The sequence below is a fragment of the Flavobacterium sp. KH_001 genome (assembly GCF_057840745.1).
Map to the genome: position 1 here is coordinate 959910 of NZ_CM174520.1, position 26130 is coordinate 986039.

General features: G+C 34.1%; 26 protein-coding genes. 23 read left to right on the forward strand and 3 right to left on the reverse strand.

Annotation, left to right across the window (positions count from 1 at the left end; genetic code table 11):
* The first annotated feature begins 527 nt into the window (after positions 1-527).
* Both AC3ITQ_RS04370 and AC3ITQ_RS04375 read left to right on the forward strand, forming a co-directional pair.
* Complete coding sequence (locus tag AC3ITQ_RS04370) at positions 528-1430, forward strand: PhzF family phenazine biosynthesis protein (protein ID WP_489236969.1); 903 nt, start codon at positions 528-530, stop codon at positions 1428-1430.
* Positions 1431-1433: 3 nt separating this feature from the next.
* Positions 1434-1925 carry an SMI1/KNR4 family protein gene (locus AC3ITQ_RS04375; RefSeq protein WP_489236970.1) on the forward strand — a complete coding sequence of 164 codons (492 nt, stop codon included), beginning with the start codon at positions 1434-1436 and terminating at the stop codon, positions 1923-1925.
* Positions 1926-1973: 48 nt separating this feature from the next.
* Here AC3ITQ_RS04375 and AC3ITQ_RS04380 read toward each other — a convergent pair whose 3' ends face one another.
* Positions 1974-2201 (reverse strand): CDGSH iron-sulfur domain-containing protein, encoded by a 228-nt coding sequence (locus tag AC3ITQ_RS04380; protein WP_026984188.1) that lies wholly within the window; start codon positions 2199-2201, stop codon positions 1974-1976.
* A gap of 255 nt (positions 2202-2456) precedes the next feature.
* Between AC3ITQ_RS04380 and AC3ITQ_RS04385 the strand changes: the two genes are divergently transcribed.
* The 11 genes from AC3ITQ_RS04385 (at position 2457) to AC3ITQ_RS04435 (ending at position 14578) form a co-directional block, all read left to right on the forward strand.
* Positions 2457-3344 carry a 3-keto-disaccharide hydrolase gene (locus tag AC3ITQ_RS04385; RefSeq protein ID WP_489236971.1) on the forward strand — a complete coding sequence of 296 codons (888 nt, stop codon included), beginning with the start codon at positions 2457-2459 and terminating at the stop codon, positions 3342-3344.
* A gap of 336 nt (positions 3345-3680) precedes the next feature.
* Positions 3681-5816, forward strand: a complete 2136-nt coding sequence (metG, locus tag AC3ITQ_RS04390; protein ID WP_489236972.1) for a methionine--tRNA ligase — start codon at positions 3681-3683, stop codon at positions 5814-5816.
* 143 nt (positions 5817-5959) lie between these two features.
* Positions 5960-7405: a hypothetical protein gene (locus tag AC3ITQ_RS04395; protein WP_489236973.1), complete on the forward strand. Its 1446-nt coding sequence runs from the start codon at positions 5960-5962 to the stop codon at positions 7403-7405.
* Between the two features lie 99 nt (positions 7406-7504).
* Positions 7505-8392 carry a DMT family transporter gene (locus AC3ITQ_RS04400; protein ID WP_489236974.1) on the forward strand — a complete coding sequence of 296 codons (888 nt, stop codon included), beginning with the start codon at positions 7505-7507 and terminating at the stop codon, positions 8390-8392.
* A 128-nt stretch (positions 8393-8520) separates the two neighbouring features.
* Positions 8521-9228, forward strand: coding sequence for an HAD family hydrolase (locus AC3ITQ_RS04405; RefSeq protein ID WP_489236975.1), 708 nt, complete (start codon positions 8521-8523; stop codon positions 9226-9228).
* Positions 9228-9857, forward strand: a complete 630-nt coding sequence (locus tag AC3ITQ_RS04410; protein ID WP_489236976.1) for a CatA-like O-acetyltransferase — start codon at positions 9228-9230, stop codon at positions 9855-9857. Before AC3ITQ_RS04405 ends, AC3ITQ_RS04410 begins: the two co-directional genes overlap by 1 nt.
* A 108-nt stretch (positions 9858-9965) precedes the next feature.
* Positions 9966-11093: an OmpA family protein gene (locus tag AC3ITQ_RS04415; protein ID WP_489236977.1), complete on the forward strand. Its 1128-nt coding sequence runs from the start codon at positions 9966-9968 to the stop codon at positions 11091-11093.
* Positions 11094-11251: 158 nt separating this feature from the next.
* Positions 11252-12727 carry a hypothetical protein gene (locus AC3ITQ_RS04420; RefSeq protein ID WP_489236978.1) on the forward strand — a complete coding sequence of 492 codons (1476 nt, stop codon included), beginning with the start codon at positions 11252-11254 and terminating at the stop codon, positions 12725-12727.
* A gap of 94 nt (positions 12728-12821) precedes the next feature.
* Positions 12822-13340 (forward strand): ferritin, encoded by a 519-nt coding sequence (locus tag AC3ITQ_RS04425; protein WP_056188711.1) that lies wholly within the window; start codon positions 12822-12824, stop codon positions 13338-13340.
* Between the two features lie 80 nt (positions 13341-13420).
* Positions 13421-13606: a hypothetical protein gene (locus tag AC3ITQ_RS04430; RefSeq protein WP_026984196.1), complete on the forward strand. Its 186-nt coding sequence runs from the start codon at positions 13421-13423 to the stop codon at positions 13604-13606.
* Between the two features lie 279 nt (positions 13607-13885).
* Complete coding sequence (locus tag AC3ITQ_RS04435; RefSeq protein ID WP_489236979.1) at positions 13886-14578, forward strand: DUF2461 domain-containing protein; 693 nt, start codon at positions 13886-13888, stop codon at positions 14576-14578.
* A gap of 60 nt (positions 14579-14638) precedes the next feature.
* Here the strand turns inward: AC3ITQ_RS04435 and AC3ITQ_RS04440 are convergent, their stop codons facing one another.
* On the reverse strand, positions 14639-14971 hold the full coding sequence (locus tag AC3ITQ_RS04440) for a single-stranded DNA-binding protein (RefSeq protein ID WP_489236980.1): 333 nt from the start codon (positions 14969-14971) through the stop codon (positions 14639-14641).
* 176 nt (positions 14972-15147) lie between these two features.
* Between AC3ITQ_RS04440 and AC3ITQ_RS04445 the strand changes: the two genes are divergently transcribed.
* The 4 genes from AC3ITQ_RS04445 to AC3ITQ_RS04460 are packed head-to-tail and all read left to right on the forward strand — an operon-like array spanning position 15148 to position 20325.
* Positions 15148-16677: a carbon-nitrogen hydrolase family protein gene (locus tag AC3ITQ_RS04445; protein WP_489236981.1), complete on the forward strand. Its 1530-nt coding sequence runs from the start codon at positions 15148-15150 to the stop codon at positions 16675-16677.
* Complete coding sequence (locus AC3ITQ_RS04450; protein ID WP_026984200.1) at positions 16674-17021, forward strand: hypothetical protein; 348 nt, start codon at positions 16674-16676, stop codon at positions 17019-17021. The genes AC3ITQ_RS04445 and AC3ITQ_RS04450 overlap by 4 nt, the downstream gene beginning before the upstream one ends.
* Before the next feature lie 12 nt (positions 17022-17033).
* Positions 17034-19439 (forward strand): M28 family peptidase, encoded by a 2406-nt coding sequence (locus AC3ITQ_RS04455; protein WP_489236982.1) that lies wholly within the window; start codon positions 17034-17036, stop codon positions 19437-19439.
* 16 nt (positions 19440-19455) lie between these two features.
* Positions 19456-20325, forward strand: a complete 870-nt coding sequence (locus AC3ITQ_RS04460) for a tetratricopeptide repeat protein (RefSeq protein ID WP_489236983.1) — start codon at positions 19456-19458, stop codon at positions 20323-20325.
* A 59-nt stretch (positions 20326-20384) separates the two neighbouring features.
* Here AC3ITQ_RS04460 and AC3ITQ_RS04465 read toward each other — a convergent pair whose 3' ends face one another.
* Complete coding sequence (locus tag AC3ITQ_RS04465) at positions 20385-20780, reverse strand: rhodanese-like domain-containing protein (protein WP_489236984.1); 396 nt, start codon at positions 20778-20780, stop codon at positions 20385-20387.
* 144 nt (positions 20781-20924) lie between these two features.
* Between AC3ITQ_RS04465 and AC3ITQ_RS04470 the strand changes: the two genes are divergently transcribed.
* From AC3ITQ_RS04470 to AC3ITQ_RS04495, 6 genes are all read left to right on the forward strand, one after another.
* Positions 20925-21827: a LysR family transcriptional regulator gene (locus tag AC3ITQ_RS04470; protein ID WP_489236985.1), complete on the forward strand. Its 903-nt coding sequence runs from the start codon at positions 20925-20927 to the stop codon at positions 21825-21827.
* Positions 21812-22261, forward strand: a complete 450-nt coding sequence (locus tag AC3ITQ_RS04475) for a GNAT family N-acetyltransferase (RefSeq protein ID WP_489236986.1) — start codon at positions 21812-21814, stop codon at positions 22259-22261. The genes AC3ITQ_RS04470 and AC3ITQ_RS04475 overlap by 16 nt, the downstream gene beginning before the upstream one ends.
* 206 nt (positions 22262-22467) lie before the next feature.
* Positions 22468-23292 carry an SDR family oxidoreductase gene (locus tag AC3ITQ_RS04480; RefSeq protein ID WP_489236987.1) on the forward strand — a complete coding sequence of 275 codons (825 nt, stop codon included), beginning with the start codon at positions 22468-22470 and terminating at the stop codon, positions 23290-23292.
* Between the two features lie 188 nt (positions 23293-23480).
* On the forward strand, positions 23481-23957 hold the full coding sequence (locus AC3ITQ_RS04485; RefSeq protein WP_489236988.1) for a methylated-DNA--[protein]-cysteine S-methyltransferase: 477 nt from the start codon (positions 23481-23483) through the stop codon (positions 23955-23957).
* Positions 23958-24086: 129 nt separating this feature from the next.
* A complete protein-coding gene (locus AC3ITQ_RS04490) occupies positions 24087-24800 on the forward strand; it encodes a 3'-5' exonuclease (RefSeq protein ID WP_489236989.1) in 714 nt (237 codons plus the stop codon).
* A gap of 77 nt (positions 24801-24877) precedes the next feature.
* Positions 24878-25951, forward strand: coding sequence for a winged helix DNA-binding domain-containing protein (locus tag AC3ITQ_RS04495; RefSeq protein ID WP_489236990.1), 1074 nt, complete (start codon positions 24878-24880; stop codon positions 25949-25951).
* Positions 25952-26130 lie beyond the last annotated feature (179 nt).

A 26130-nucleotide genomic window follows, 5' to 3' on the forward strand; every position in this document is an offset into this window, starting at 1 on the left:
CTAAAATTTATATGGAGATTTTACTCAAAATTATATCGTTCGTCTTACTAGTTTCCTTAGTCATTTTGCCTATTTTTATCTTAAAACAATTAAAAAAAAGGAAAACTAAGAACGTTTTCATTCTTTACCTCATTATCAGTCTTATAATCACTTTTATTCTCATTTTGATTATTGCCTGGTGGACTAATTTCTCCAATAAGCTTCTTCTTTCCCATTTGGGTTATGATTTCGAAGCTATGAACGACATTCAAAGATTTCAAAATGTTGCATCTGAAAACTTAGATAAAGTAAAAAAATTAAGAATAAGTACAATGGGAATTGGTTGGCCATTGAAGGCTTTTATGTTTTATCCTTTTTATCTTCCCTATCTTTTAATTGTATATTTTGGTTCTTCTTTTCTAACAAGAATTAAACAAAAAAGTAATTAACGCTTCATTTTTGTTTGTTTTCTTTATAGTACTTTTATAAAATATTACAGGCAATACTAAAATTGCAAAAGCTTTTTATTATCAAAAAAAAGATAAACAATGGAAAACAGAACCACCTTACAATACTACGTTTTAGATGTATTCTCAAATAAAAGTTATAAAGGAAACCCATTGTCAGTTGTTTTTACAAATGGTGATTTAGAATTAGAAACCTATCAGAATATCTCAAAAGAATTTGGCTATTCTGAAACTTCGTTTGTTTATTATTCTATAAAGCAAAAAGCACTTAACGTTCGTTCTTTTACGCCAACAGGTTTTGAAATAGACGGTGCCGGACATAATTTATTGGGTGCGGTCTGTGGTGCTTTGCTAAAAAGATTGCCCATTTTTGAGGAACAGAATGAAAGCGAACGTTTTGTAATCATGAAAAACGCTCCTATTCCATTAACGGTAAGTTTTGATTCGGTTACAAATTATCCTGTAGTGCAAATGCATCAAAAATCGGCGGTCATTAAACAGGAAATTCCAACTTATAGAATTGCAGTGGCATTGGGTCTAAAAATAGAAGATTTAGATGTAAATGCTTTTGTTCCAACAATCGTTAAGACAGAAGTTGCCCATACGATGGTGCCGATAAAAAATAGTCAGTTACTCAATAGTATTGTACCTGATAACCAGCTTTTAATCGAAATCTCAAAAGAATATCAATTTGAAGGATTTTATTGTTTCACCCTTGCCGATGAAAATCAGGAACACATAGTCGAAACAAGATTCTTCAATCCCATAATTGGAATATATGAAGATCCAGCCACGGGAACTGCTGCAGGACCACTGATTGGCTTTTTAACACAAAAAAAATTCACCAAATCAGAGAAAGAATACAAAATTCTTCAAGGGGTAAAACTAAAACAGGCCTCCATGATTGAAGTTATGAATCGTGAAGAGGATATTTTGGTTGGTGGTTCTTCGATTATTACGATGAAAGGTGAACTTTACTTGTAAAAGATGATGAAAAACTTACTGATTTCAATTTCTGAAAAAGCAATTAAGTATGAAAATTTGAATTTCACCCCTGAACAAATTGAAAGTAATTGGTTGGGAACTATTCCTGCTTTAGAAAAACAAATAATTGAAGCTGAAAATAAACTCGGCATAAAATTACCCAAAGATTACATCGAGTTTATAAAAATAACTAATGGCTTTTCAGCTCCAAATGATATTGAACCAACTTTTGAAGCAATTGAAAATATTGACTTTTTAAAAAATATTGATCCTTTTACAATTGAAGCATATGGTTTGCCTGAATTAGAAAATGCTATACTCGTTGCAGGCATAGAAGAAGAACAGTGTTTTTTATTACTACCTCCAGAATCGAAAAATGAAGAATGGAAATATTGGAAATTTGCGAATTGGTATCCTGGCGAACATCCATTTGAAAATTTCAAAGCATATCTGGAAGATGTTCTTAGATTTATAACCAAAGAATATGAATCATAAAAAAAGCTGCATTAAATAATGCAGCTTTTTTTATATCTCAACCAGAAATTAGTTCGTTTTCATTGGTGGTAAATCAAACGCAACAGAATCGTGTTCGAAGTTATTTCTATGTCCGCCATCGCAAAATGGCTTATTTGCAGATAATCCGCAACGGCAAAGTCCTAATGCAGATCTTCCCTGAAGTCCGTAAACTGTTCCTTCTGAATCCATGATTTCAAAATCACCTTCGATTTTGATTGATCCGTTTTTATTGATGATAAGTTTTGTCTTGCTCATAAGATTGTCTTTGTTTTTTTCTTGGGCAAAGGTTGCAAAATATATCTTTATTTATAAGCGGTAAACGTAGTTTAAACTGGTTCTATTTAAACCAAGTTTTTTCAATTTTAGACACATACGATTTACCGACAATGAGGTTATTTCAGAAAGACATCTTGAAGAAATGGCATCTGATTTTGAATTAATTAGAACAATATCATTGAGACATTATTTTGTAGATTTGAGAAATCATTTTATCCAAACTATCAACCACTTATGAAAAAATATTCCATTCTAATAGCATTTGCTTTTCTTTTTAGCCTCACCTCTGCAACGATCAAAACAAACTCATTTGAAGACGGCTGGATAAATTTACTGGACAACGGCCTTAGCAAATGGGATATGTATCTAAGTTACAAACACCAGAACGGATATTCCGGCAAAATCCCAACGGATGCTAATGGAAAAGAAATAGAGCCTATTGGTTACAATAAAAATGTAAACAATATGTTCACGGTGATTCAGGAAAACAATGAACCTGTACTTAAAGTTTCCGGGGAATATTATGGTTGTGTCTTTACCAAAGAAGATTTTAAAAACTATCGCCTGAAGCTAAAAGTTAAGTTTGGAACTAAAAAATGGGAACCCAGAACCGAAAAATTGATGGATGCCGGTGTGCTGTATCATTCGCAGGGAAAAGCGGGCGTAGATTACTGGCGTGCCTGGATGTTGTCACAAGAATTTCAAATAATGGAAGGCCATTTTGGCGATTACTGGAATATTGCTAATTCGGCTATTGACATCAAAGCTTATATTCCGGAAGGAAGCATGAGTGCCGTAGCCGATGAGGATCAGCAATTTATTCCGTTTGGGACACATACTGAAAATACAGGGTTTTGCTTGCGAAAAATGCGAGCTGAAACACCAAATAACGGTTGGACAGAAATAGAATTAGTTTGTTTTGAAGGAAAAAGTCTTCATATCATCAACGGAAAAGTAGTCATGGTTTTGCAAAATTCCCGTTATTTTGATGGTGAAAAATTTATGCCTTTAACCGAAGGAAAAATACAATTGCAAAGCGAAGCGGGTGAAGTTTACTATAAAGACATCAAAATAAAACCAATAAACAAACTGCCTGCTGAGTTTGAAAATTATTTCAAATAAATCGAATAACTAAGCCTGATTATCGGACGAATTGAGCATTTTTCTAAAAGAAAAATAATTGTATTTACAGAACCTTGTCATTTCGACGAAGGAGAAATCCTCGTTAGAAGCTCGACAAAGATTCGATTCTCGATGCGGAGTTACTTGCGAGGATTTCTCCTTCGTCGAAATGACAAACAATGCGATTAATCGTTGGCTTTAAATTAAACTTTGCGCCTTCGCGACTTTGCGAGATTAAAAAAATTCCTCGAATCTCTGTGAAATTGCTTGCGAATCTCAGTGTAATAACAAAATCTCAATTCTATTGCTTATTTTTGCACTCAATAAAATTGAGTTATGATACAGAATCCAAAGAGATATACTATTACGGCAGCCTTGCCTTACACCAACGGACCTATTCATATTGGGCATTTGGCGGGGGTTTACGTGCCTGCAGATATATATTCTAGATATTTAAGATTACAAGGAAAAGATGTTGCATTTATCTGCGGAAGCGATGAACATGGCGTTGCAATTTCGATGAAAGCCAAAAAAGAAGGAATTACACCACAAGAAGTTATTGATAAATACGATGGAATTATAAGAAAATCATTTGCTGATTTCGGAATTTCATTTGATAATTATTCTCGTACTTCGGCTAAAATTCATCATGATACGGCTCAGGAATTCTTCAGGACTTTGTATGATAATGGCGATTTTATTGAAGAAACAACAGAGCAATTGTATGATGCAAAAGCAGATCAGTTTTTAGCGGATCGTTTTGTTGTGGGAACTTGTCCAAAATGTGGCAATGACGGAGCTTATGGAGATCAGTGCGAAAATTGCGGATCGACTTTGAATGCTACCGATTTGATCAATCCAAAATCGACGATTACGGGAGAAACTCCAATTTTAAAAGAAACAAAACACTGGTTTTTACCTTTAGACAGATACACTGATTTCCTAACAGAATGGATTTTGGTTGGACATAAAAACGACTGGAAACCGAATGTTTACGGACAAGTTAAATCTTGGGTTGACGGCGGATTAGAGCCTCGTGCGGTAACGCGTGACCTTGACTGGGGAATTGATGTTCCCGTTGAAGGTGCCGAAGGAAAAAAATTATACGTTTGGTTTGATGCGCCTATCGGATACATTTCGTCTACGAAAGAATGGGCGGCACGCGAAGGAAAAGACTGGGAACCATACTGGAAAGATGAAGAAACGAAATTGGTTCACTTTATAGGGAAAGACAATATCGTTTTTCACTGTATTATTTTCCCTGCGATGTTAAAAGCCGAAGGAAGCTATATTTTACCTGACAATGTTCCGGCAAATGAGTTTTTGAATCTGGAAGGAAACAAACTTTCGACTTCTAAAAACTGGGCGGTTTGGTTACACGAATATTTAGAAGAATTTCCAGAGAAACAAGACGTTTTGCGTTATGCATTAACTTCAAACGCTCCAGAAACCAAGGATAACGACTTTACGTGGAAAGATTTCCAGGCAAGAAATAACAACGAATTAGTTGCGATTTTCGGGAACTTCATTAATCGTGTTGTGGTTTTAACCAACAAATATTACGAAGGAGTTATTCCGACGCCAAATGAATTTTCAGAAGTTGACGAACAAACTTTAGCCGAATTAAAAGCATATCCGGCTGTAATTTCAAGTTCAGTGGAACGTTATAGATTCCGCGAAGCTTTGGGAGAATTAATGAATGTGGCCCGTTTAGGTAATAAGTATTTGGCAGACGAAGAGCCATGGAAAGTAATGAAAGACAATCCGGAGCGTGTAAAAACGCAAATGTATGTAGCCTTGCAAATTGCTACTGCTTTGAGCGTTTTGGCTGAACCGTTTTTACCTTTTACATCGGCTAAACTTTCTAAAATCCTGAATTTAAGTGATCTTAAAGAGCATTTTGAAGGATTTAGTAAATTTCTTAAAGAGAAGAATCGTGATGCAAAAGACATCATTATTGATAAAGTACTAGGTTGGAATGATATTGCTGAAAATTCAGATTTAATTCCGGCAGGACACAAAATTGGTGAAGCAGAATTGCTTTTCGCTAAAATAGAAGACGAAGAAATACAAAAACAAATAGATAAATTGGAAGCTACAAAAACAGCCAATCTTGCAGAAAGCAAACAACCGGAACCACAAAAAGACTTGATTCAGTTTGAGGATTTCGCTAAAATGGACATTCGTGTTGGAACTATTCTGGAAGCAGAAAAAATGCCAAAAGCGAATAAACTCTTAGTTCTTAAAGTAGACACCGGAATTGACATTCGTACTATCGTTTCTGGAATTGCTGAAAGCTTTTCTCCGGAAGAAATTATCGGAAAACGTGTTTCTGTATTAGCAAACTTAGCTCCAAGAGCTTTACGTGGTGTAGAAAGTCAGGGAATGATCTTGATGACTACAAATGCTGAAGGGAAATTGGTTTTTATCAATCCGGATGCTGATGCTCCTAATGGAGAAACGGTAAACTAAAGTTTTATACTACTATAAAATGGCGTGAATCGATTAAGAATTTAATTGATTCACGCTTTTTGATTTAAAATAACATTCTTATTTTTTCTACTAAAAGAAAAATAAAACATTCACCAATTAAAATAAAATTGATCAGCCCTAAAATGTTAAAAAAAGCACTCATAATCGCTCTATCCTTAAGTAGTTTCATCTCATTTTCACAAGAAGTAGTAAATTATACTTCTGTTGCATTAAAAAAAAACAGAGATGTTTTTCAAATCGTAAATAATGATAAAAAAGAAACCACATTATTCATTAGTGACAAGGAAAAAGTCAAAGCCGTATTGCTAAATGAAAAAATGCACATTATCGATAGCATCTCCAGCGAAAGACCTGATAAAAATAAATATGATGACATGATTGGTTACAATACCAATGCTGCTAATACAAGATTATACTGGTCCTCTAGCGATCACAAACAAATTTTCTCTCAATTATACGATTTTAACTCTCGAAAAGTTATTATAAGTCAATATACTCTTCCTCTGAAAAATGAAAAATACCTGCAATCTTTTAGTTCAAAAGACAAATTCTACCTCCTAACGGTTTTCAAGGAGAGTAATATTTTTAATCTTCATATTTTCGATCAGAATGGTAAATACGAAACAAAAACAGTTGATTTAAACAATTTCCATTTCTTCAAAGGTTATTATACAAAAACAAATCTTTATGGTGTTTTTGAAGAGAATCTTCCTTTTTTTGAACCATCATTTTCTTTACAAAATATTCGAATTGAAAACCCAACGTCTATTGCCGATGGTGCTAAAAAGAGAAAATGTTATTTTAAAGAAAATGAATTAATCATAACGCTTGATAGTAATATTGACTATACTCAAATGCTTATAATTGATTTAAAAAAATTCGTCGCTTCAGAAAAAATCATCAACAAACCGACAATTCCAATTGTTTATCGATCTAGTCTGAACTCAAATTCATTTTACTTTGATAATAAATTATATCAGATAAAAAGCTCATCAGACTCCTTTTTCTTTACCATAAAAGATCTTGACGGAAATACAATTAAAGAATATCATGTTACTCCAGATACAGCAATTGCTTTTAAAAACTCAGAAATCTATCAGGAAGGTGGCAGTTTTGGCGGAAAAAGAATTTTAGAAAACAGTTCACAATTTATTCGAAAAATAAACAATTTATATTCTGGAATTTCTTGTTATCATATTGGAGAAAATACTCTGATTACACTTGGTAGTGTTTCTGAAATAAAGCAATCTGGCCCGCAAGTCGCGTTAAGTGCCTTTGGTCTAGTTGGTGCTGCCGCAGCAATTGCAATTACTTATTATAATCCAACAATGGAAAGTTTTAATTCCTATTCAAACCGAAAAGTGGTCAAAATAGAATGTCTGTTTGATGAGGATAATAATCACGTCGAAAAAGAGCTGAAGCCTTTGGCCTTCGACAAAATCAGAACCTTTTTTGATGACAATACTGATGTTTCATCGCAGACATTATTTAAAATGGATGCTAATTACTATTTAGGTTATTACGACAATAAGGCCAAAGAGTATGTCATCAGAAAATTTGCTGATTAAAAAATCACTTCCCGACTTAAAACTCGGGATTTTTTTCTTTTAAAAATTGCTTTAGATTCAGTAAATTGTAACCGATCAGGCACGAAAAACAGATAAACAATGAAACTCACCAAACCAAGATTAGCCTTAATTTGCGGGATACTTTGTATTTCCATCTTCCCGATATTGGTTAAACTGAAATTAGCACCGGGATTAATCTCGGCTTTTTATCGCATGTTTTTTGCGGTCATTTTGCTTTTGCCGTATGTACTGATTACCAAAAGCTTTAAACTTCCAAAAACTAAAATGCTTCTTTTGGCAATCCTTTGCGGTGTTTTATTTTCTTCTGATGTTGCGGTTTGGAATATCGCCATTCAGGATTCTAGCGCGACTCAGGCTTCTTTGCTGACGAATTTATCACCGCTTTGGGTCGGAATTGGTTCTTTCTTCTTTTTGAAAGTGAGACCGGCGACTAATTTCTGGATTGGAACAATTGTTTCTTTATTCGGAATGGTAACTTTGGTTGGCTTTAGCTTTTTTATGGAATTGAATTTTGATCAGGCTTTCTTGTTTGCGGTTTTATCCGGAATTCTATATTCAATTTATCTTTTGGTCAGCAAAAATGTACTTTCAGAAGCTGATGTCTTATCTTTTATGACCATTAGTTTATTGGCCTCTAGTGTTTATTTGGGAATTCTTTGTTATTCGCTGAATCAGCCTTTTACCGGATTCTCAAATACCGGTTGGTTTGTGTTGGTTTTACAAGCTGTAATTTGTCAATTGTGTGCCTGGCTGTCGATCAGTTATGCGACGCAACACATGCGCGCGACCAGAGTTTCGCTGAGTTTATTAAGTCAGGCTGTAATAACTTCAATATTAGCTTGGTTGTTTTTAGAAGAACAAATAACTTTACAGATGGTTTTCGGTGGGATCATTTTGCTTTTCGGAATTAGAATTACTTTTTACGACAAGACTATTTCGTCAAAAAGACTATTTTCTAAGGGCTAAGAAATGGCACACGGATGACACGGATTAAAGCAGATCTTCGCAGATTTTAAAAGAATCTTTAAAATCATTTTAATCTGTGGCAAAAAACCTGAAACCTGAAACAAAAAATAAACCTGAAACAAAAAACCATGTTAGATAAAAACAAAATACCCAATTTAAAAGTAATTGCATTTGATGCAGATGATACCTTATTTGTAAACGAACCTTATTTTCAGGAAACGGAGCATAAATTTTGTGCTTTGATGGAAGATTATCTTTCGCATCAGGGTATTTCGCAGGAATTATTCAAAATTGAAATTGCCAATTTACCTTTGTATGGTTACGGAATCAAAGGTTATATTCTATCGATGATTGAAGCGGCAATGAATATTTCTAACAATACGATTCCGATAGAAGTCATTGAAAAAATCATTCAATATGGAAAAGAATTACTTGAAAAACCTATTGAACTTCTTGACGGAATTGAAGAAACTTTACAGGCTTTACATGGAAAATACAAATTGGTTGTGGCTACAAAAGGCGATTTAAAAGATCAACACAGTAAATTACATCGTTCGGGTTTAGGTCATTATTTTCACCATATCGAAGTGATGTCTGACAAACAGACGATTGATTATGAAAAATTATTGGGTCGTTTAGACATTCAGGCTAGTGAATTTTTAATGATTGGGAATTCTTTAAAATCCGATGTATTACCGGTTTTAGAAATTGGTGGTTACGCCGTTCATATTCCGTTTCATACTACCTGGGAACACGAGAAAATTAATCATAAAGTAGAGCATAATCATTTTAGTTCTTTCGAAAAAATATCTGAAGTGCTCCCTAATTTATTGTAATGAAAACACTTTTAGACTTAGAAAACTGGAATAAAAAAGAACATTTCGCGCATTTTAGCCGAATGGAAGAGCCTTTTTTTGGCGCAACCGTTGAAATTGATTGTACCAAAGCCTATCAAACGGCAAAAAGTCTTAAGGCTTCTTTTTTCATTTACTATTTACATAAAACATTAGTTGCTGTAAACACAATTGAGAATTTTAAATATCGGATTTCAGATGGCAAAATCTACATTAACGATCGTGTTGATGCCTCGGCAACAATTGGTCGTGAAGATGGTACTTTTGGATTTTCTTTAATTGAATACAATGCTGATTTTAAATTTTTTGAAAAAACGGCTTTAGCAGAAATAGAGCGTATTCAAAATACAACAGGCCTTTTTACAAGATCTTTTGACGATGACAATGTGATTCATTTTTCTGCTATTCCGTGGCTAAATTTCACATCGCTTTCTCATGCAAGAAGTTATACTTTCCCGGATAGCTGTCCTAAAATTTCATTTGGCAAAATGATGACTTCTGAATCCGGTAAAAGAACCATTGTTATGTCAGTGCATGTGCATCATGGTTTAATGGATGGTTTACACGTTGGGCAATTCGTTGACACTTTTCAAGAGCTAATGAATTCTTAATGTTCATCTTACCTAATAAACCTTATTTTAATACGTTTTGAACTTTTAGCAGAAAGTAATTCTTACAAATAATTGTTGGTTTGGGAAAAATTTAAAATCTCAAATACAATGAAAAAAATTGTAATTACTCTGGCATTTGCATTAAGTATACTTCATGCAAAAGCACAAACAGAAAACACTACAACCAAGTATAATAAATGGTCTGTGGAATTAGCCGGAGGTGTAAACAAACCTCAAAAACCATTTTCGGATAATTATTTTACAAGTACACCAAGTCCATGGGTTGGTGATCTTGGAGTTCGTTATATGTTTAACAACAAATTCGGTTTAAAAGCTGATTTTGGTTATAATAGCTTAACCAATAAAAACAACTCTTTAGATTTTGATTCAAAATATTATAGAGCAGATTTGCAGGCAGTCGCTAATTTAGGCCGCATCATGAATTTTGAAACCTGGACCAATATAATTGGTTTATTAGGACATGCTGGTTTTGGTGTTGCGCAGTTAGAAAATAAAGATCTGCATGTAAAAGACAGAATGGGGAACTTTATTACGGGTATTACCGGACAAATAAAACTATCCAACAGAATTGCCTTAACAGCAGATTTTTCTACTATTTTCAATGCTTCACAAGACCTTACTTTTGATGGTGCTGCTGCTCCTGGCAATAGAGGATTTTCAGGAATTCTTTTTAATGGTACAATTGGTTTAAATGTTTACTTAGGAAAAAATGCAAAACATGCCGACTGGATCGTAATTTCAGAAAATGCTGATATCGCTGCATTAGAAAGTAAAGTAGCCGATCTGGAAACATTAGTTAAAACAATACCTGAAAAACAAGTAATTGTAGAAAAACCAGTAACCACTACGATAGTTAATGACAAAGATGTTGTCAAAGAAATGATCAACGACAAATACTATAGTGTTTATTTTGATTTCAATAAATCAACTCCAATCGAAAATTCAACTGCTGCTATTGATGTTGTTTTATCTTATTTAAGAAAAAATCCATCGGCTACTCTTGATATCCTTGGTTATGCTGATCAGGTTGGTTCTTCAGAATATAATAGTAAATTATCAAATGCACGCGCTACGAATGTTAAAACCATTTTTGAAAAAGCCGGAATTGCATCATCAAGATTAAATGTAGTTGCAGAAGGTGCCGATACTTCTATCCAAAAAGATTCGGAAGAAGCTAGAAGATTAGCTAGAAGAGTTACTTTCAAAGTAAAATAAACGTTACTTTTTTTTTAAAATTTAGCCCTGAAGAAATTTAGGGCTTATTTTATTTTGCCAATATATCAGCTTAGAATCTATCAGAAATAATTTGTACTTTTCATCATTCAAAATAATCTGCCTTATTAATTGGAATGTTTTTTGTGGTTAAAAGACTTGTGAAAAAAATTATATTCTTATTTGTTCTCTTCTCTACATCGGTATTGTTCAGCCAGACAGTACTGAACTCTACTCCATTGGAAATAAGAGAATCAAACAGATCCAATCAATTATTAACTGTTGAAAATAAAGCAACACATGAGGTATTTGTTTTTGCTGCTAACAATGAAAACCTTTCCATTTTACAATACAGCAATTCCTTATTTTTAAAGGATAAGTATACTACTCCATTAAAAAACATAGATAATAAGTCCTTAATTGGTTACAGTTTCAGTGAAGACGGAAACCCGACCCTTTATTGGTCAACGCCAGACTTTGAGATTATTTTAGCGGTTAAATTCTTTCTGGAGAGCAAAACATCCAGGATTTTATATTTCAAATTTGCCTCGTCAAGACAATATGTTGTTTCAGAATTTCAGGAGAATGACTCTTTCAACATACTCACTAAAGATCTTGATGATCAGGCACTAATGCTCTATTCCTTTAAAAATGGAACTGTCGCAGAAAAGTTACTTGATTTTTCAGCTTTTCGTTTTCAGGATAAAAACGGAAAATTGCGAACTTTTACCGAGATTATCAGAGAAAATCCTATTGAAAAAATGGATGAAACGGAATACAATCCTTTGTATACGAGTACCGCAAAAACGAAACTATACGTATTACCCAATCGAATGATCTTCACCTTGGACTATAATCCAAAAAGCACGCAAATATTTGACTTTAATATTGAGACCGAGGAAATAAAAGAAAAAAACTTCACACAAGCTATTAGTGAAAAAGGCAGAAAGCTTAGTAATTCTTTTTTTCAGGATGATAAACTATATCAAGTTACAGCCAATGAAGAAGAACTTTCCTTTGATGTAAAAGATTATAATACATGGGAGAACCTGAAGAATATCAGAGTATCAAAAAATGATACTATTAAATTTAAAATCTCACCTTTATTCATTCAGCGAGAAGGCCGAAAACCAAGCGAGTTGAAGACGACTAAAAAATTTCTAAAACATCTTACTTACTTAGATCCTGGGTTGTCTGTGTTTAAAAATAATCAAAAGACCTACTTTACAATTGGCGGAACACCAAAAATAAATGAAATGGACGCCTTTCCGAATTTTGACTATTTAGATCCTGACATAGCAGCACTTATTCCGGCTGTTTATAATTCTTTTGGTAGCATGCATACTGAAAGTGTCTATTTTGAAAGTGTTTTTGATTCCAATTACAGTTTTATAAAGCAAGAAAACCTTGAGCCTTTGGCCATGGATAATATCTTTTATTTTTTAAACACAAATAAAAAAATAACTCTAAATAATATTATAAAATATAAAGATTTTTATATTCTTGGTTATTATGATAGTGCTTCTAAGCAATATATAATGCGTAAATTCAAAGATGGATTTAATGCAGATGACCCATTTCTAAATGAGATAAAAACTCCATCCTCCTTCAAAAGGCCTTTTCTAAAAACGCCTTAAATTTATTGAGAATTAATCCAAATGTCTTAGGTTTCGCGGTTTCAAAAAAACGGAATGGATTATTTTTTTTAACTTTACAAAAAAGACACATATTATGCTAAAGAAAAATATTGAATCAGCTTTAAACAAGCAAATACGCATAGAGGCAGAATCTTCGCAAACCTACCTTTCTATGGCTTGTTGGGCTGAAGTACACGGATTAGAGGGAATTGCTCAATTTATGTACACACAGTCAGACGAAGAGCGCGCGCACATGCTGAAACTGGTTAAATATGTTAACGAGCGTGGCGGACATGCAACAATTACAGATCTAAAAGCACCTAAAACAAGCTATACTACATTTAAAGAAATGTTTGAAGCGCTTTATAGCCATGAAATTTTTGTTTCAGAATCTATTAACGAATTGGTTCACATCACTTTTGAAGAAAAAGATTATGCAACACATAATTTCTTACAATGGTATGTATCGGAACAAATCGAAGAAGAGGCTACTGCTAAATCAATCTTAGATAAAATTAACTTAATTGGCGATGACAAAGGTGGACTTTACTTGTTTGATCGTGATATTCAACAGTTAACGGTTACGAGTTCAATCGCTATCAATCCAAAATAAAAAAGTTAAAGTTTATTTAGAATACTTAAAAATAACAAATTTCTTTTATATTTGCCTCTGTTTTATAATACCGAGGAAAATTGAGCAAGAAAGAAAAAGACAAGGACAAAAAAAAGGATAAAAAGAAAAAGAAGAATAAAGCTATCCTTGAGAACATTAAGAAGTTAGAAAACTGTAAATCTTCTTGTTGTGAAAAATACAAAAAGAGCGAAAAGAAACGCTGCTCGCGTTGTCCTATGTTTGATTTATTCAAAAAAACTGCTTAAACAATATATTCAAAACCCACCAACAATTTGGTGGGTTTTTTGTTTAAATTGCGGATCCCTTTTGGGACCAACACGAAAGCTGTGGATCAGCAAAAAAAATTTACCGCAAAGCTTTGGATTGATCTAGCCTTGTGAACTCTGTGTTTTCTACGGCATTCGTACATAAAATCTTTGTGTTCTCTGTGGTAAAAAATAATTAGTAGATTTATTCTTTATGTTTTTCCACAACATTTAGCGTTGATCCCCTCTTTTGATATTAAAACGTTTCAAAATTTAACTATGGAAAACCAGATTACGATACCTAAATCCTCTCTTGATTTTTTGTCCCAGCTTAAAACAAATAATAACAAACCCTGGTTTGAAGACAATAAGCCCACTTACTTAAAAGAACTCAATCATATTGAAAACTTTGCAGGCGCTTTGCTTCAGGAACTTTCTAAAACCGATGTTTTGGAAACCGCTTCCGGAAAGAAAAGTGTTTACAGGATTTACCGCGACATTCGATTCTCAAAAGATAAAACGCCTTTTAAAACTTTTTGGGGAGGAAGTTACACCAGAGCGACTGCGGCAAGACGTGGTGGTTACTATTTTCATCTGGAACAAGGAAACAGTTTTGTAGCCGGTGGATTTTGGGGACCAAATGCTGCAGATTTAAAACGCATAAGAAGCGAATTTGCCCATGATCCTGAATCGATGAAAAAAATAGTAAACTCAAAATCTTTCATCAATACTTTCGGGCCCCTACAGGGCGAACAGCTCAAAACAGCTCCAAAAGGCTTTGATGTAAATCATGAAGCTATTGATTTACTTCGTTACAAGCAATTTTTGGTCATGAAACGTTTTACAGATGATGAGGTATTAAGTCCGCATTTTTTAGAACAGGCTCTGGAAACCTTCAAAAACATGAGACCCTTTTTTGATTATATGAGCGAAATACTAACCACAGATATAAATGGAAGTTCGGTTTTATAATTATATACAAAACCCGACAGGTTTAAAACTTGTCGGGTTTACTACACAGAGCAAGTAGTATTACTTGCTTAACAACAATATTTCATTTACAACAACTTCGGTTATATACTTCTTCTCTCCGTTTTTATCATCATAACTTCTGTGGGTTAGTTTTCCTTCAATGGCAACCTCTTTGCCTTTTACCACATATTTTTCGATAATTTCAGCTGTCTTTCCCCAGGCTGTTACACGATGCCATTCTGTTTGCTCTACTTTTTCACCTTTATCGTTGGTGTAACGATCGTTTGTGGCAACAGTTAAATGTGCTAATTTTTTTCCATTTTCTAAGGTTTTGATTTCAGGGTCGTTTCCTACGTTACCAATTAATTGTACTCTGTTTTTCATTGCATTCATGGCGTATATTTTTTAAATGTTCTTATAAAATTGAATTCGTTTATCAAATTCAACAGTGCAAAGATGGAACAGCTTTCACAAATAGTCGGTTGGCAACTATTTACTTTCGGTTGTAACTATTTGTAAACGTTTGTAAATGGAAATGTTTTCGTATATTTGAGATAAATCTTACTTATATGCAGGCACAAATTAATAAAGTTGAATTACGAAATTTAGAATTAGACGATTATAAACAGTTAAAAAACTCTATGATTGTTTCCTATCCTGAAATGGCGAATTCATATTGGCAAGAAAATGATATCGAAAAATTACTTTCTATATTTCCAGAAGGTCAATTGGTTATTTTAGTAGATGGAATTGTTGTCGGATCAGCATTATCGTTAATCGTTGATGAAAAATTGGTAGACAAAAGACATAATTACAGACAAATCATCGGAGACTATACTTTTTCAACCCATAATCCAGATGGCGAAATTTTGTACGGTATAGACGTTTTCATTCATCCGCATTATCGTGGTTTGCGATTGGGACGCCGTTTATATGATGCTCGTAAAGAACTTTGTGAGCAGCTAAACTTAAAAGCTATTGTTTTTGCCGGCAGAATTCCGAATTATGCACAACACTCCAAAAAACTTACTCCAAAAAACTATATTGATAAGGTCAAACATAAAGAATTGCATGATCCTGTACTTTCTTTTCAGTTGAGCAATGACTTTCACGTTTTGAGAATTATCAAAAATTACCTGGAAGGCGATGAAGAATCTAAAGAATTTGCGGTTTTACTTGAATGGAATAACGTCTATTATGACGAAAGTCCGAAACTAATCAATCTGGAAAAAAGTGTAATCAGATTAGGATTAATTCAGTGGCAAATGCGTCAATTGAATAATATTGAAGAATTTTTTGAGCAGGCAGAATTTTTTATAGATGTTGTTTCTGGTTATGGTGCCGATTTTGCTCTCTTTCCAGAGCTTTTCATCGCTCCCCTGATGGCAGATTATAATCATTTATCAGAAGCCGAAGCCATTCGTGAATTGGCACGCTATTCTGATCCTATCAGAAAACGTTTTCAGGAATTTGCTATTTCGTACAACATCAATATCATTACCGGAAGTATGCCTTATTTAGACAACAATAATCTCTTTAATGTTGGCTTTTTATGTAAACGAGACGGAACTTCAGAAATGTATACCAAAATTCATGTTACTCCAAACGAAGTGCAACATTGGGGAATGAAAGGCGGATCGCAGTTTAAAACCTTTGATACCGATTGCGGTAAAATTGGAATCCTGATTTGCTACGATGTTGAGTTTCCTGAGCTTTCCAGAATTATGGCAAATGAAGGTATGAATATTCTCTTTGTTCCTTTTTTAACCGATACTCAAAATGCCTATACACGCGTAAAGCATTGTTCACAGGCACGTGCAATAGAAAACGAATGTTATGTTGCTATTGCCGGATGTGTGGGTAATTTACCAAAAGTGAACAATATGGATATTCAGTATGCACAGGCATCTGTTTTTACACCATCTGATTTTGCTTTTCCAAGCAATGGAATTAAAGCCGAAGCAACCCCAAACACCGAAATGACACTTATTGTGGATGTTGATTTGAACCTGTTAAAACAACTTCACGAACATGGAAGTGTACGAATTTTAAAAGACAGACGACACGATTTATATGAAATTAAAAAAATTGAACAATGAAAACCTGCCTCGAATGTTCTGAAAAAATTGTAGGTCGTGAAGACAAAAAATTTTGTTCAGATAGCTGTCGCAATGCCTTCAACAATAAAATAAATAAGGACAGCACTAATTTCATGCGAAATGTAAACAACAAATTACGGAAAAATTACCGTATTTTGGCCGAGTTAAACACGGAAGGAAAATCAAAAGCAACAAGGGATAAAATGATCAATAAAGGTTTTGATTTTGATTTCTTTACCAATATCTTGCACACCAAAACAGGCAATACCTACTATTTCCTGTATGACCAGGGATACAGATCTTTGGACAATGATTATTTTATGCTTGTTAAAAAAGAAATTTAGTACTTATTCATCATGAAAAAAAACCCCACCTCAATTCTTGCCGTAGTCTGCATCTTAGCAATTCTTGGTATTATTTACGCTACCATGATGCCGCAATGGAGTTCGAAAGAAGAGGAAGCTCTTGCTGAATTTTCGACCGAAAGGGCATTAAACCAAGTCGAAATTATTGCTCAAAAACCACATTATGTGGGATCAACTAATCACGAATTAGTAGCAAACTACCTTAAACTTGAATTGAACCGAATTGGTTTGGAGACTTCTGTTCAGGAAGGATTTACACTAAACGATAAGGGGCTTCTAGTAAAGTCTAAAAATATTCTGGCCCGTCTAAAGGGAACCAACAACTCCAAAGCTCTTTTATTATTATCCCATTATGACAGTGCGCCGCATTCCTTTTCAAAAGGAGCAAGTGATGATGCTTCAGGCGTAGCAACGATTCTCGAAGGTATTCGTGCCTTTATGTACTCAAAGCAACCACAAAAAAACGATATTATAATTCTTTTTTCAGATGCTGAAGAATTGGGATTAAACGGTGCTGCACTTTTTGTAAACAAACATCCGTGGGCAAAAGACGTAGGACTGGTTATTAATTTTGAAGCCAGAGGATCATCAGGGCCAAGTTATATGCTGATGGAAACCAACAAAGGAAATGAAGCGCTAGTAAGAGAATTTTCAAACGCAAAAACCAAATATCCGGTTTCAAATTCATTGATGTACAGCATTTACAAAATGCTCCCAAATGATACTGATCTAACTGTTTTTAGAGAACAAGGAAACATTCAGGGCTTTAATTTTGCTTTTATAGACGGACATTATAATTATCATACCCAACAAGATGATGTTCAGCATTTAAACAAAATGACCTTAGCGCATCAGGGAACATATTTGATGCCTTTATTAAAATATTTTTCAAACATCGATTTAAATGCAACAAATTCAACGGAAGACGATGTTTATTTTAGCATTCCGTTCTCCTTTATAAGCTATCCGTTTACCTGGGTTTTCCCAATGACTGTAATAGCTCTCGGATTACTAATTCTTTTTATTTTTATTGGAAAAGCCAAACGAGTAATCACTTTCAGAGAAATTTTTAAAGGTTTTGTTCCATTCTTAGGGGCTTTAATCATTGCAGGTTTGGTAACTTTTTTAGGATGGAAAATTGTTTTACAGATCTACCCGCAATATTCGGATTTACTTAATGGCTTTACCTACAATGGACATGCTTACATTGGAGCTTTTGTAACTTTAAGCATTGCTATCTGTTTTGCTTTTTATCATAATTTTTCAGAAACAAAAACTGCGATGAATCATTTTGTAGCGCCTTTGCTACTATGGATTATTATCAATATGTTTTTGGCGAATAGTTTGACCGGCGCAGGGTTTCTGATTATTCCGGTTTATTTTGGAATCTTCTTATTTGGAATTTTCGTTATTACACAGCATTATAGCTTAGGTTTAAATTTACTATTTACACTTCCGGCACTTATAATTGTAGCGCCATTTATTGTAATGTTTCCAATTGGCTTAGGTTTAAAAATTCTTTTTGGAAGTGCCATTCTTACCGTTTTACTTTTTGGGTTATTACTTCCAATTTTCGGAGGCTTTATTCGAAAAGGGGCATGGGCTGCATTCTTTTTTATTGTATCAATTGGCTTTTTTATTTACGCAGGGTACCATTCTGGCTACGAGCACGGAAAAGCAAAATCGAACAGTTTAGTTTATGTTTACAACGCCAATACAAATTCTGCTGTTTGGACTACATATGATGTAAAACTTGACGAATGGACAAAAACGTATTTAGGCGAAAAAAATCAAAAAGCAGTTGGTTTAAATGCACTACCACTTGCCAGCAAATACGATTCAGGCTTTACTTATAGCGCTATCGCGCCAGTCGTTGATGTTCCAAAACCAACAATCACTTTCCTTAAGGACAGTGTTGTGGGTAACAATCGTTATATGAAAATTCAAATTACACCGAATCGAAAAGTAAATCGTTACGATATTTTCGCTCATCCTAAAATGACTTTCTTTAACTTTAAAGCAAATGGAGTTTCAACTTCAGACCAAAAAGGAAATCGTCTGGAAAGAGATGGAATGAAAATTTTATGTTATTATGTTGTAGGTAATGAACCACTTATAATGGAATTCTACATCAATAAATCTTCTATTTTTGATATGGATTTAATTGAAAGTTCTTTTGATTTGATGACCAATCCGTTATTCAAAGTAAAACCCAGAGCAGACTGGATGATGCCGACACCTTTTGTTTTGAACGATGCCGTTTTAATTCAGCAAAAAATAAAAAGATACACTGCACCAGTCCCGGTAATAGAGGCCGCACCAGTTGCAGATAGTTTGACTGTTGTGAAAGACAGTTTAAAACCAGTTATTAAACCGCAACCAAATAATAGTTTATAAAATAGAAACAGTTTATATGAAGAAAACAATCCTGATTTTTATGGCATTTGCAAGCTTTCCTACTATTTATGCGCAAGCTGTAGAAGAAAAAATAGCAACAAAAACGTGTGAGTGTTTAGGTAAAAGTTCGGGAATTACAGAGACTGTTTTTAGAGACTGTTTGACCAGTACAATGTCTGAAACCATAATGACGGATAAAGATCAAAAAGTCAGGGAATCAATCAATACCGTTGACGGAATTAAAAGCATGATTCAAAAAGTGAGTGATGCTGTAATTAAAAAATGTCCAAAATTATTGCCTCAGGAACCTGAAGACAAAACGACTATTTTTTATGCCGACTCAAAAAATGAAAAGGCGCAGAACTCGTATATCATTGCAAAGGATTTCATGAAAGCCAATAACTATAAATTAGCTATTGAGGCTTTACAGCTTTCGTTGAAAGAAGATCCTAATTTTGTTTTGGCTCTAGATGACATCGCCGTTTGTTACAGACAACAGAATGATTTTGACAATGCTATAAAATATTATAAAAAATCACTTGATATTTTTCCTGAAGGCGATTTAGCATTAATGAATATTGGAGTTGTTTATACCCTAAAATCCGATTTTAAGACCGCTATTGAATATTATGAAAAACTAATCAAATTTCAGCCTAATAATGCAGAAGGATACTTTGGTGCCGGAAAGAATTATTTTGTTTTAAATGATGATGAAAAAGCGCTTGACAATATTTTCATGGCACATATTATCTACTCCAATGAAAAATCAGAATATGTAAAAGATTCTGAACAGCTTTTGGGGGCTATTTATCAAAAAATGAAATCTGAAAATAAAGAAGATTTATTCAAAAAAATTGCAGAGAAAAATAATGTAAAAATTGAGTAATATTTATTTAAAAAAAATAAAAAGGGCAAACTTCTAATTTGGAGTTTGCCCTTTTTTCTTTAACAGGCACATTCAATTTTCAATCCTGCCTTCACACCATTTGTTCCTTCGGTGGCATATCCGTCAAACTTCCACCACTCTATTCCGCCAATTAATTCTTTTACTTTAAAACCCATTTTTGCCATATTCAGTGCGCCTCTTGTCGAAGCGTTGCAACCAATTCCGTCGCAATAGGTCACGTACAAAACTTCTTTATCTAAATGTTGGGTACTTTCAATTGTCATTTCGCGATGCGGGATGTTAATTGCTGTCGGAATATGTTCTGCTTCAAATCCAAATGCTTTTCGGGCATCGATAACCACTACTTTTTCTCCATTATTCAAGGCATCAAACAAATCAGAAGGATCCATTTCGAACGCCAGTTTGTTTTCATAATGTTTAATTTGTGCTTCCATTTTTTTAGTTTTTATGATTTTGTTTTTTCAAAAGTAGAAGAACATTATATACCATAAAAACGAAAAGAATTCATCAAGTTGATTACTTTTTTTCATGAAAAAGCCGTTCGAAAATTTTGTTTCTTTGTATAAATTCTCAAAAAAATGGAAATACGTCACTTACGATTGATAAAAGCAATTGTCGAAGAAGGAAGCATCACTAAGGCCATAGACAAACTTCATTTGACACAATCTGCCCTGAGTCATCAACTTAAAGAAGCTGAGTATCAATTAGGGACTGCCATTTTTTTGAGAACAAACAAAAAATTAGTTTTGACCAAAGCCGGCGAGAAAATCTACGAATTGGCCAATGAAATTCTGGACAAACTCTCGCAAACCCAAACTCAAATCAAACAAATGGTTTTTGGAGAATATGGCGAAATCCGAATTAGCACAGAGTGTTTCTCAAGTTATCACTGGCTGCCATCGGTAATGAAACAATTTCATTTACTTTATCCGAATGTAGATTTGAAAATTGTAACCGAAGCCACACATATTCCTCTTCAAAAATTGCTCGACAATACTATTGATATTGCCATCATCAGTGATCAGATCAATGACAATAACATTAAGTATCTGGAACTTTTTCAGGATGAAGTTGTCATGGCCGTTTCTGAAAACCATGCCTGGGCGAATAAAAAATATGTTGTTGCCGAAGATTTTGTCAACGAACATCTTTTGATTCATTCCCTTCCGATGGAAACCGTTACGATTCATCAGTTTATTTTGGCTCCAGCCAAAGTGACTCCGAAGAAGATTACAGCTTTGCCTTTGACCGAAGCTTCTCTTGAAATGGTAAAGGCTGATATGGGCGTCATGTCGATGGCAAAATGGGCTTTATTACCACATTTAAAGAACAATCCTATCAAAGCCATCAAAATTGGAAAAAACGGCTTAAAAAGAAAGCATTTTATCGCCATTCGGGACAATCAGGAATACCCCGCCTATTTTCATCATTTTATAACCTTTCTACAAACCGAAATCAACCTGCAATGGAATATACAATAAGAACCTGTGAAATAGCCGATTTACCAAAACTGGTCATCTTATGTCAAAAACATACCGAATTTGAAAAAGCCGACTATGATCCGATAGGAAAAGAAGAAGGATTAAAAGAAGCACTATTCAGTGAAAATCCGAAATTGCATTGCTTAGTGGTTGCTACTGAAAATGACATTGTAGGTTACGTTTCTTATAATTTCACCTACTCAACCTGGAGTGCTGGAGATTTCATTTATATGGATTGTTTGTTTTTGGAAGAAGAAGCGAGAAATTATGGCATCGGGGAAGTTCTAATCAATAAATTAAAAGAAATAGGAAAAGCACAAAAATGTGTCAACATGCAATGGCGAACACCACAATTCAACGAAAGAGCTATAAAATTTTACCATCGGATGGGTGCAAAAGGAAAAGACAAAATTTGCTTTTTTCTGGATTTGTAATACTTACGTTTTAATTTAATCTCGCAAAGTCGCGAAGACGCAAAGTTTTTTTGCCATTTTTGTCATCCTGAGGAACGAAGGATCACACTCGAAACTCGACAAAAATTGGCGATTTACATGTAGAATTTCTTGCGTGATCTTTCGTGACAAGATTCTGAATAACCTTTGTACCTTTGCAACTCTGAATCTTTGCACCTTTAAAGAAAATGAAGAAAATAAGTATTTTAGGTTGTGGCTGGCTGGGTTTGCCTTTAGCAAAAAAATTAATCGAGAAAGGAAATTCGGTCAACGGATCTACAACTTCTGAAAATAAACTTTCAATTCTGAAAGATGTCGGAATAAAACCATTTTTAGTGGCGCTTGAAAGCGAAAGTATTTCAGAAGCTATAATTGATTTTTTAGCAGAAAGCGAAATTCTAATTATTGATATTCCGCCTAAATTAAGAGGAAATAATGTCGAAACTTCACATTCTACAAGAAAAGTCTTCTTGGAGAAAATCGAAAACCTGATTCCGTTTATAGCGAAATCAACCATCAAAAAAGTACTTTTTGTGAGTTCAACGTCTGTTTACGGAGATCAAAATGATTTAATTACAGAAGAAACGAACCCAAATCCGGAAACGGAAAGCGGCAAACAATTGCTTTTAGCTGAAGCAATACTGCAGGAAAATCAAAACTTCGAAACTACCATTCTGCGTTTTGGCGGATTAATTGGTGAAGACCGTCATCCTGTAAAATTTCTTGCCGGAAAAGAAAACCTTGAAAATACTGATGCCCCTGTTAATTTGATTCATCAAAATGACTGCATCAATATCATCGAACAAATTATCCTTCAATCAAAATGGAATGAAGTTTTCAATGCGGTTGCGCCTTTTCATCCAACTAGGGAAGACTATTATACGCAAAAAGCAAAAGAGCAAAACCTTATTTTACCAAAATTCAGCACTGAAAAATCGAATATTAAAAAGATTATTTCAAGCGAAAAAATCGAAAACATTCTAAATTACCAATTCAAATTGAACGAATATTAAACCATATAAGTCATATAAGTTCATATAAAAGTTCAATACTTTGTGATCTCAAACAAAGCGTTTAAAAAAATATTGACAAAGAAAAAACTTTGCGAACTTTGTGAAAAACCTTAGTGCCCTTTGTGGTAAAAAAACAAAAAAACTTTGCGAACTTTGCGTAAACCTTAGCGCCTTTGCGGTAAAAAATCATGGAAACAGCTTATATCAATTCGCCATTAGGAATCACCAAAATCATTGGAGATGAAAATGGTATTGCTGTAATCTCCGTTTCTGATGTTGGTTCAAATGAAGTTTCCATAGCAATACCAGAGGTTTTAAAAGAGGCCGTTTCACAACTTGATGAATATTTCCAAGGAAAAAGAACGGACTTTGATTTGAAATTAAATCCGAAAGGAACCGACTTTCAGCAAAAAGTATGGAAAGCTTTATTAGAAATTCCATACGGAAAAACCATAAGTTACATGGATCAAACCAAAAAACTGGGTGATATAAAAGCAATCCGCGCCGTTGCATCGGCCAATGGAAAAAACCCGCTTTGGATTGTTGTTCCCTGTCATCGCGTTATTGGTACAAACGGATCTTTAACCGGTTACGCTGGCGGTTTGTCCCGCAAGAAATGGTTATTGGAACACGAAAATCCTTCCACTCAACAAAGTTTGTTTTAAAACACAAATTTCACAGATTTACACAAATTAATTTTATAGCTTTATCTTTACAAATATTAAAGTTTGTGCAATTCTTTAAAACCAGTTCTTTTCGTGATAATACGTGAAATTCGTGTTTAAATTATAATTATGATTGAAAAAATAAATCTTAATAATATCCTTTTCTTAGATATAGAAACTGTTCCTGAAGAAGAGAATTTCAATTCGCTTGACGCGGAAATGCAAGCACTTTGGGATCATAAAACACAATATCAGCGCAAAGATGATTTTACTCCTGAAGAATTTTACGATCGAGCCGGAATTTGGGCTGAGTTCGGAAAAATTGTTTGTATCTCAGTTGGGTATTTTACCATCAAAGGCGATATTCGAAATTTTAGAGTGACGTCCTTTTTTGGAGACGAAAAGAAGATTTTGAAAGACTTTAATAATCTGTTGAATAATCATTTTAATCAGCCGTATCATCTTTTATGCGGACATAATGCAAAGGAATTTGACATCCCGTTTATTGCCAGAAGAATGATTATCAACCAAATTGCCATTCCGGACAAACTGAATTTATTCGGGAAAAAACCTTGGGAGATTCCACATTTAGATACTTTAGAATTATGGAAATTTGGCGATTACAAACATTTCACTTCTTTAAAATTACTGACTAAAATTTTGGGAGTTCCTTCTCCAAAAGGCGATATTGACGGAAGTCAGGTTGCGCATGTTTTCTATGTTGAAAAAGACATTGACCGAATTGTAACGTATTGCGAAAAAGATACAATAGCTGTCGCCCAGATTTTCCTTCGTTTGAGACGTGAAGATTTGTTAATTGATGAGGAAATTATTCATGTATGATTTTTTTTGAAGGTTCAAAGTTGCAAAGGCACAGAGTTACAAAGGTTTTTGACTATTAGCTATTAAAGATTTATAAAATGACTTATCACGAAATCTCTCATTATAGGCTTGTTTCGCAAAAGCTTCTCGAAACTAATGCAAACTCTCCGCAAGAAATTGTAAAGCATCTTGGTGCCATGCAAGCTCAGGACTATTCGATGGCTAAATGGGCGATTGGTTCGCGATGTGATGCTACTGAGTCAGCAATTGAAGAAGCTATAAATTCTGCACAAATTATCCGAACTCATATTTTGCGACCAACCTGGCATTTTGTTTCTGCTGATGATATTTATTGGATGTTGGATGTATCGGCGCCTCAGGTAAAAAGATTCACGGCTTCGGCTGGTAAAAAATATGGTTATGATGCCAAAAAATTCGATCAAACCAATTCTAAAATCGAAAAACTGCTTTCCGGAAGCAATCACTTGACCCGTGATGAAATCATGCAGGAACTCGGCATCAAAAAAACTTCCAAGGAAGATTTCCTGAGTGCTGCCATTATGATGAATGCGGAGTTGGATGGTTTGGTTTGCAATGGCAGAATGAAAGGAAAACAAATCACTTATGCTCTACTTGAAGAACGAGTTGCAAAGCCGAAATCAAAATTAACCAAAGAAGAAGGCCTCTCAAAACTAGCCCTCAAATACTTCGTGAGTCACGGCCCTGCCTCGCTTCTTGACTTTTCGTGGTGGTCTGGTTTTTCTCCCACAATTTGTCAAAAGATTATTAATGCAATAAAGTTGCGATTGAATTCTGTTGAAATTAATGGCCAAATGTATTGGTTTGGAACAGATATTTCAAATGAAAACAACTTCCGCGAAAGCGTACATTTTCTTCCGGCATTTGATGAGATTTTGATTTCATATAAAACCAGAGAAGCTTCCATTTTAGTCGAACATCAATCGAAAGCATTTACCAACAATGGCATTTTTAAACCTGTTATTCTTGAAAACAGTAAAGTAATTGGGATCTGGAAAAGAACTATGGCAAAAGATCATGCCAAAATAGAAACACAATTTTTTAATGAAACCGAAAATCACAAAAAAGCTGTGCTGTTTGAAGGCATTAAGGCTTTTGAAAACTATTTGGAAACCAAAATTGTTATAGAATAGAATACTTGAGGAACTACGGAGGAACTGTTTCAAATTAAAACAATACTTATTATAAATTTTTCACCATGTGAGGGTGAGAATAGCTCATAAAAGCAATATCCTATTTATAAAAACCCAATATTATCAAGACTTTAGGTTCTTATAAGAAATAACTTTTTGATCAAAATACCCATCAAAAA

Coding starts and splice junctions, on each gene's coding strand:
- AC3ITQ_RS04370 (WP_489236969.1), top strand. CDS start 528: ATGGAAAACAGAACCACCTTACAATACTACGTTTTAGATGTATTCTCA.
- AC3ITQ_RS04375 (WP_489236970.1), top strand. CDS start 1,434: ATGATGAAAAACTTACTGATTTCAATTTCTGAAAAAGCAATTAAGTAT.
- AC3ITQ_RS04380 (WP_026984188.1), bottom strand. CDS start 2,201: ATGAGCAAGACAAAACTTATCATCAATAAAAACGGATCAATCAAAATC.
- AC3ITQ_RS04385 (WP_489236971.1), top strand. CDS start 2,457: ATGAAAAAATATTCCATTCTAATAGCATTTGCTTTTCTTTTTAGCCTC.
- metG (WP_489236972.1), top strand. CDS start 3,681: ATGATACAGAATCCAAAGAGATATACTATTACGGCAGCCTTGCCTTAC.
- AC3ITQ_RS04395 (WP_489236973.1), top strand. CDS start 5,960: ATGTTAAAAAAAGCACTCATAATCGCTCTATCCTTAAGTAGTTTCATC.
- AC3ITQ_RS04400 (WP_489236974.1), top strand. CDS start 7,505: ATGAAACTCACCAAACCAAGATTAGCCTTAATTTGCGGGATACTTTGT.
- AC3ITQ_RS04405 (WP_489236975.1), top strand. CDS start 8,521: ATGTTAGATAAAAACAAAATACCCAATTTAAAAGTAATTGCATTTGAT.
- AC3ITQ_RS04410 (WP_489236976.1), top strand. CDS start 9,228: ATGAAAACACTTTTAGACTTAGAAAACTGGAATAAAAAAGAACATTTC.
- AC3ITQ_RS04415 (WP_489236977.1), top strand. CDS start 9,966: ATGAAAAAAATTGTAATTACTCTGGCATTTGCATTAAGTATACTTCAT.
- AC3ITQ_RS04425 (WP_056188711.1), top strand. CDS start 12,822: ATGCTAAAGAAAAATATTGAATCAGCTTTAAACAAGCAAATACGCATA.
- AC3ITQ_RS04435 (WP_489236979.1), top strand. CDS start 13,886: ATGGAAAACCAGATTACGATACCTAAATCCTCTCTTGATTTTTTGTCC.
- AC3ITQ_RS04440 (WP_489236980.1), bottom strand. CDS start 14,971: ATGAATGCAATGAAAAACAGAGTACAATTAATTGGTAACGTAGGAAAC.
- AC3ITQ_RS04445 (WP_489236981.1), top strand. CDS start 15,148: ATGCAGGCACAAATTAATAAAGTTGAATTACGAAATTTAGAATTAGAC.
- AC3ITQ_RS04450 (WP_026984200.1), top strand. CDS start 16,674: ATGAAAACCTGCCTCGAATGTTCTGAAAAAATTGTAGGTCGTGAAGAC.
- AC3ITQ_RS04455 (WP_489236982.1), top strand. CDS start 17,034: ATGAAAAAAAACCCCACCTCAATTCTTGCCGTAGTCTGCATCTTAGCA.
- AC3ITQ_RS04460 (WP_489236983.1), top strand. CDS start 19,456: ATGAAGAAAACAATCCTGATTTTTATGGCATTTGCAAGCTTTCCTACT.
- AC3ITQ_RS04465 (WP_489236984.1), bottom strand. CDS start 20,780: ATGGAAGCACAAATTAAACATTATGAAAACAAACTGGCGTTCGAAATG.
- AC3ITQ_RS04470 (WP_489236985.1), top strand. CDS start 20,925: ATGGAAATACGTCACTTACGATTGATAAAAGCAATTGTCGAAGAAGGA.
- AC3ITQ_RS04475 (WP_489236986.1), top strand. CDS start 21,812: ATGGAATATACAATAAGAACCTGTGAAATAGCCGATTTACCAAAACTG.
- AC3ITQ_RS04480 (WP_489236987.1), top strand. CDS start 22,468: ATGAAGAAAATAAGTATTTTAGGTTGTGGCTGGCTGGGTTTGCCTTTA.
- AC3ITQ_RS04485 (WP_489236988.1), top strand. CDS start 23,481: ATGGAAACAGCTTATATCAATTCGCCATTAGGAATCACCAAAATCATT.
- AC3ITQ_RS04490 (WP_489236989.1), top strand. CDS start 24,087: ATGATTGAAAAAATAAATCTTAATAATATCCTTTTCTTAGATATAGAA.
- AC3ITQ_RS04495 (WP_489236990.1), top strand. CDS start 24,878: ATGACTTATCACGAAATCTCTCATTATAGGCTTGTTTCGCAAAAGCTT.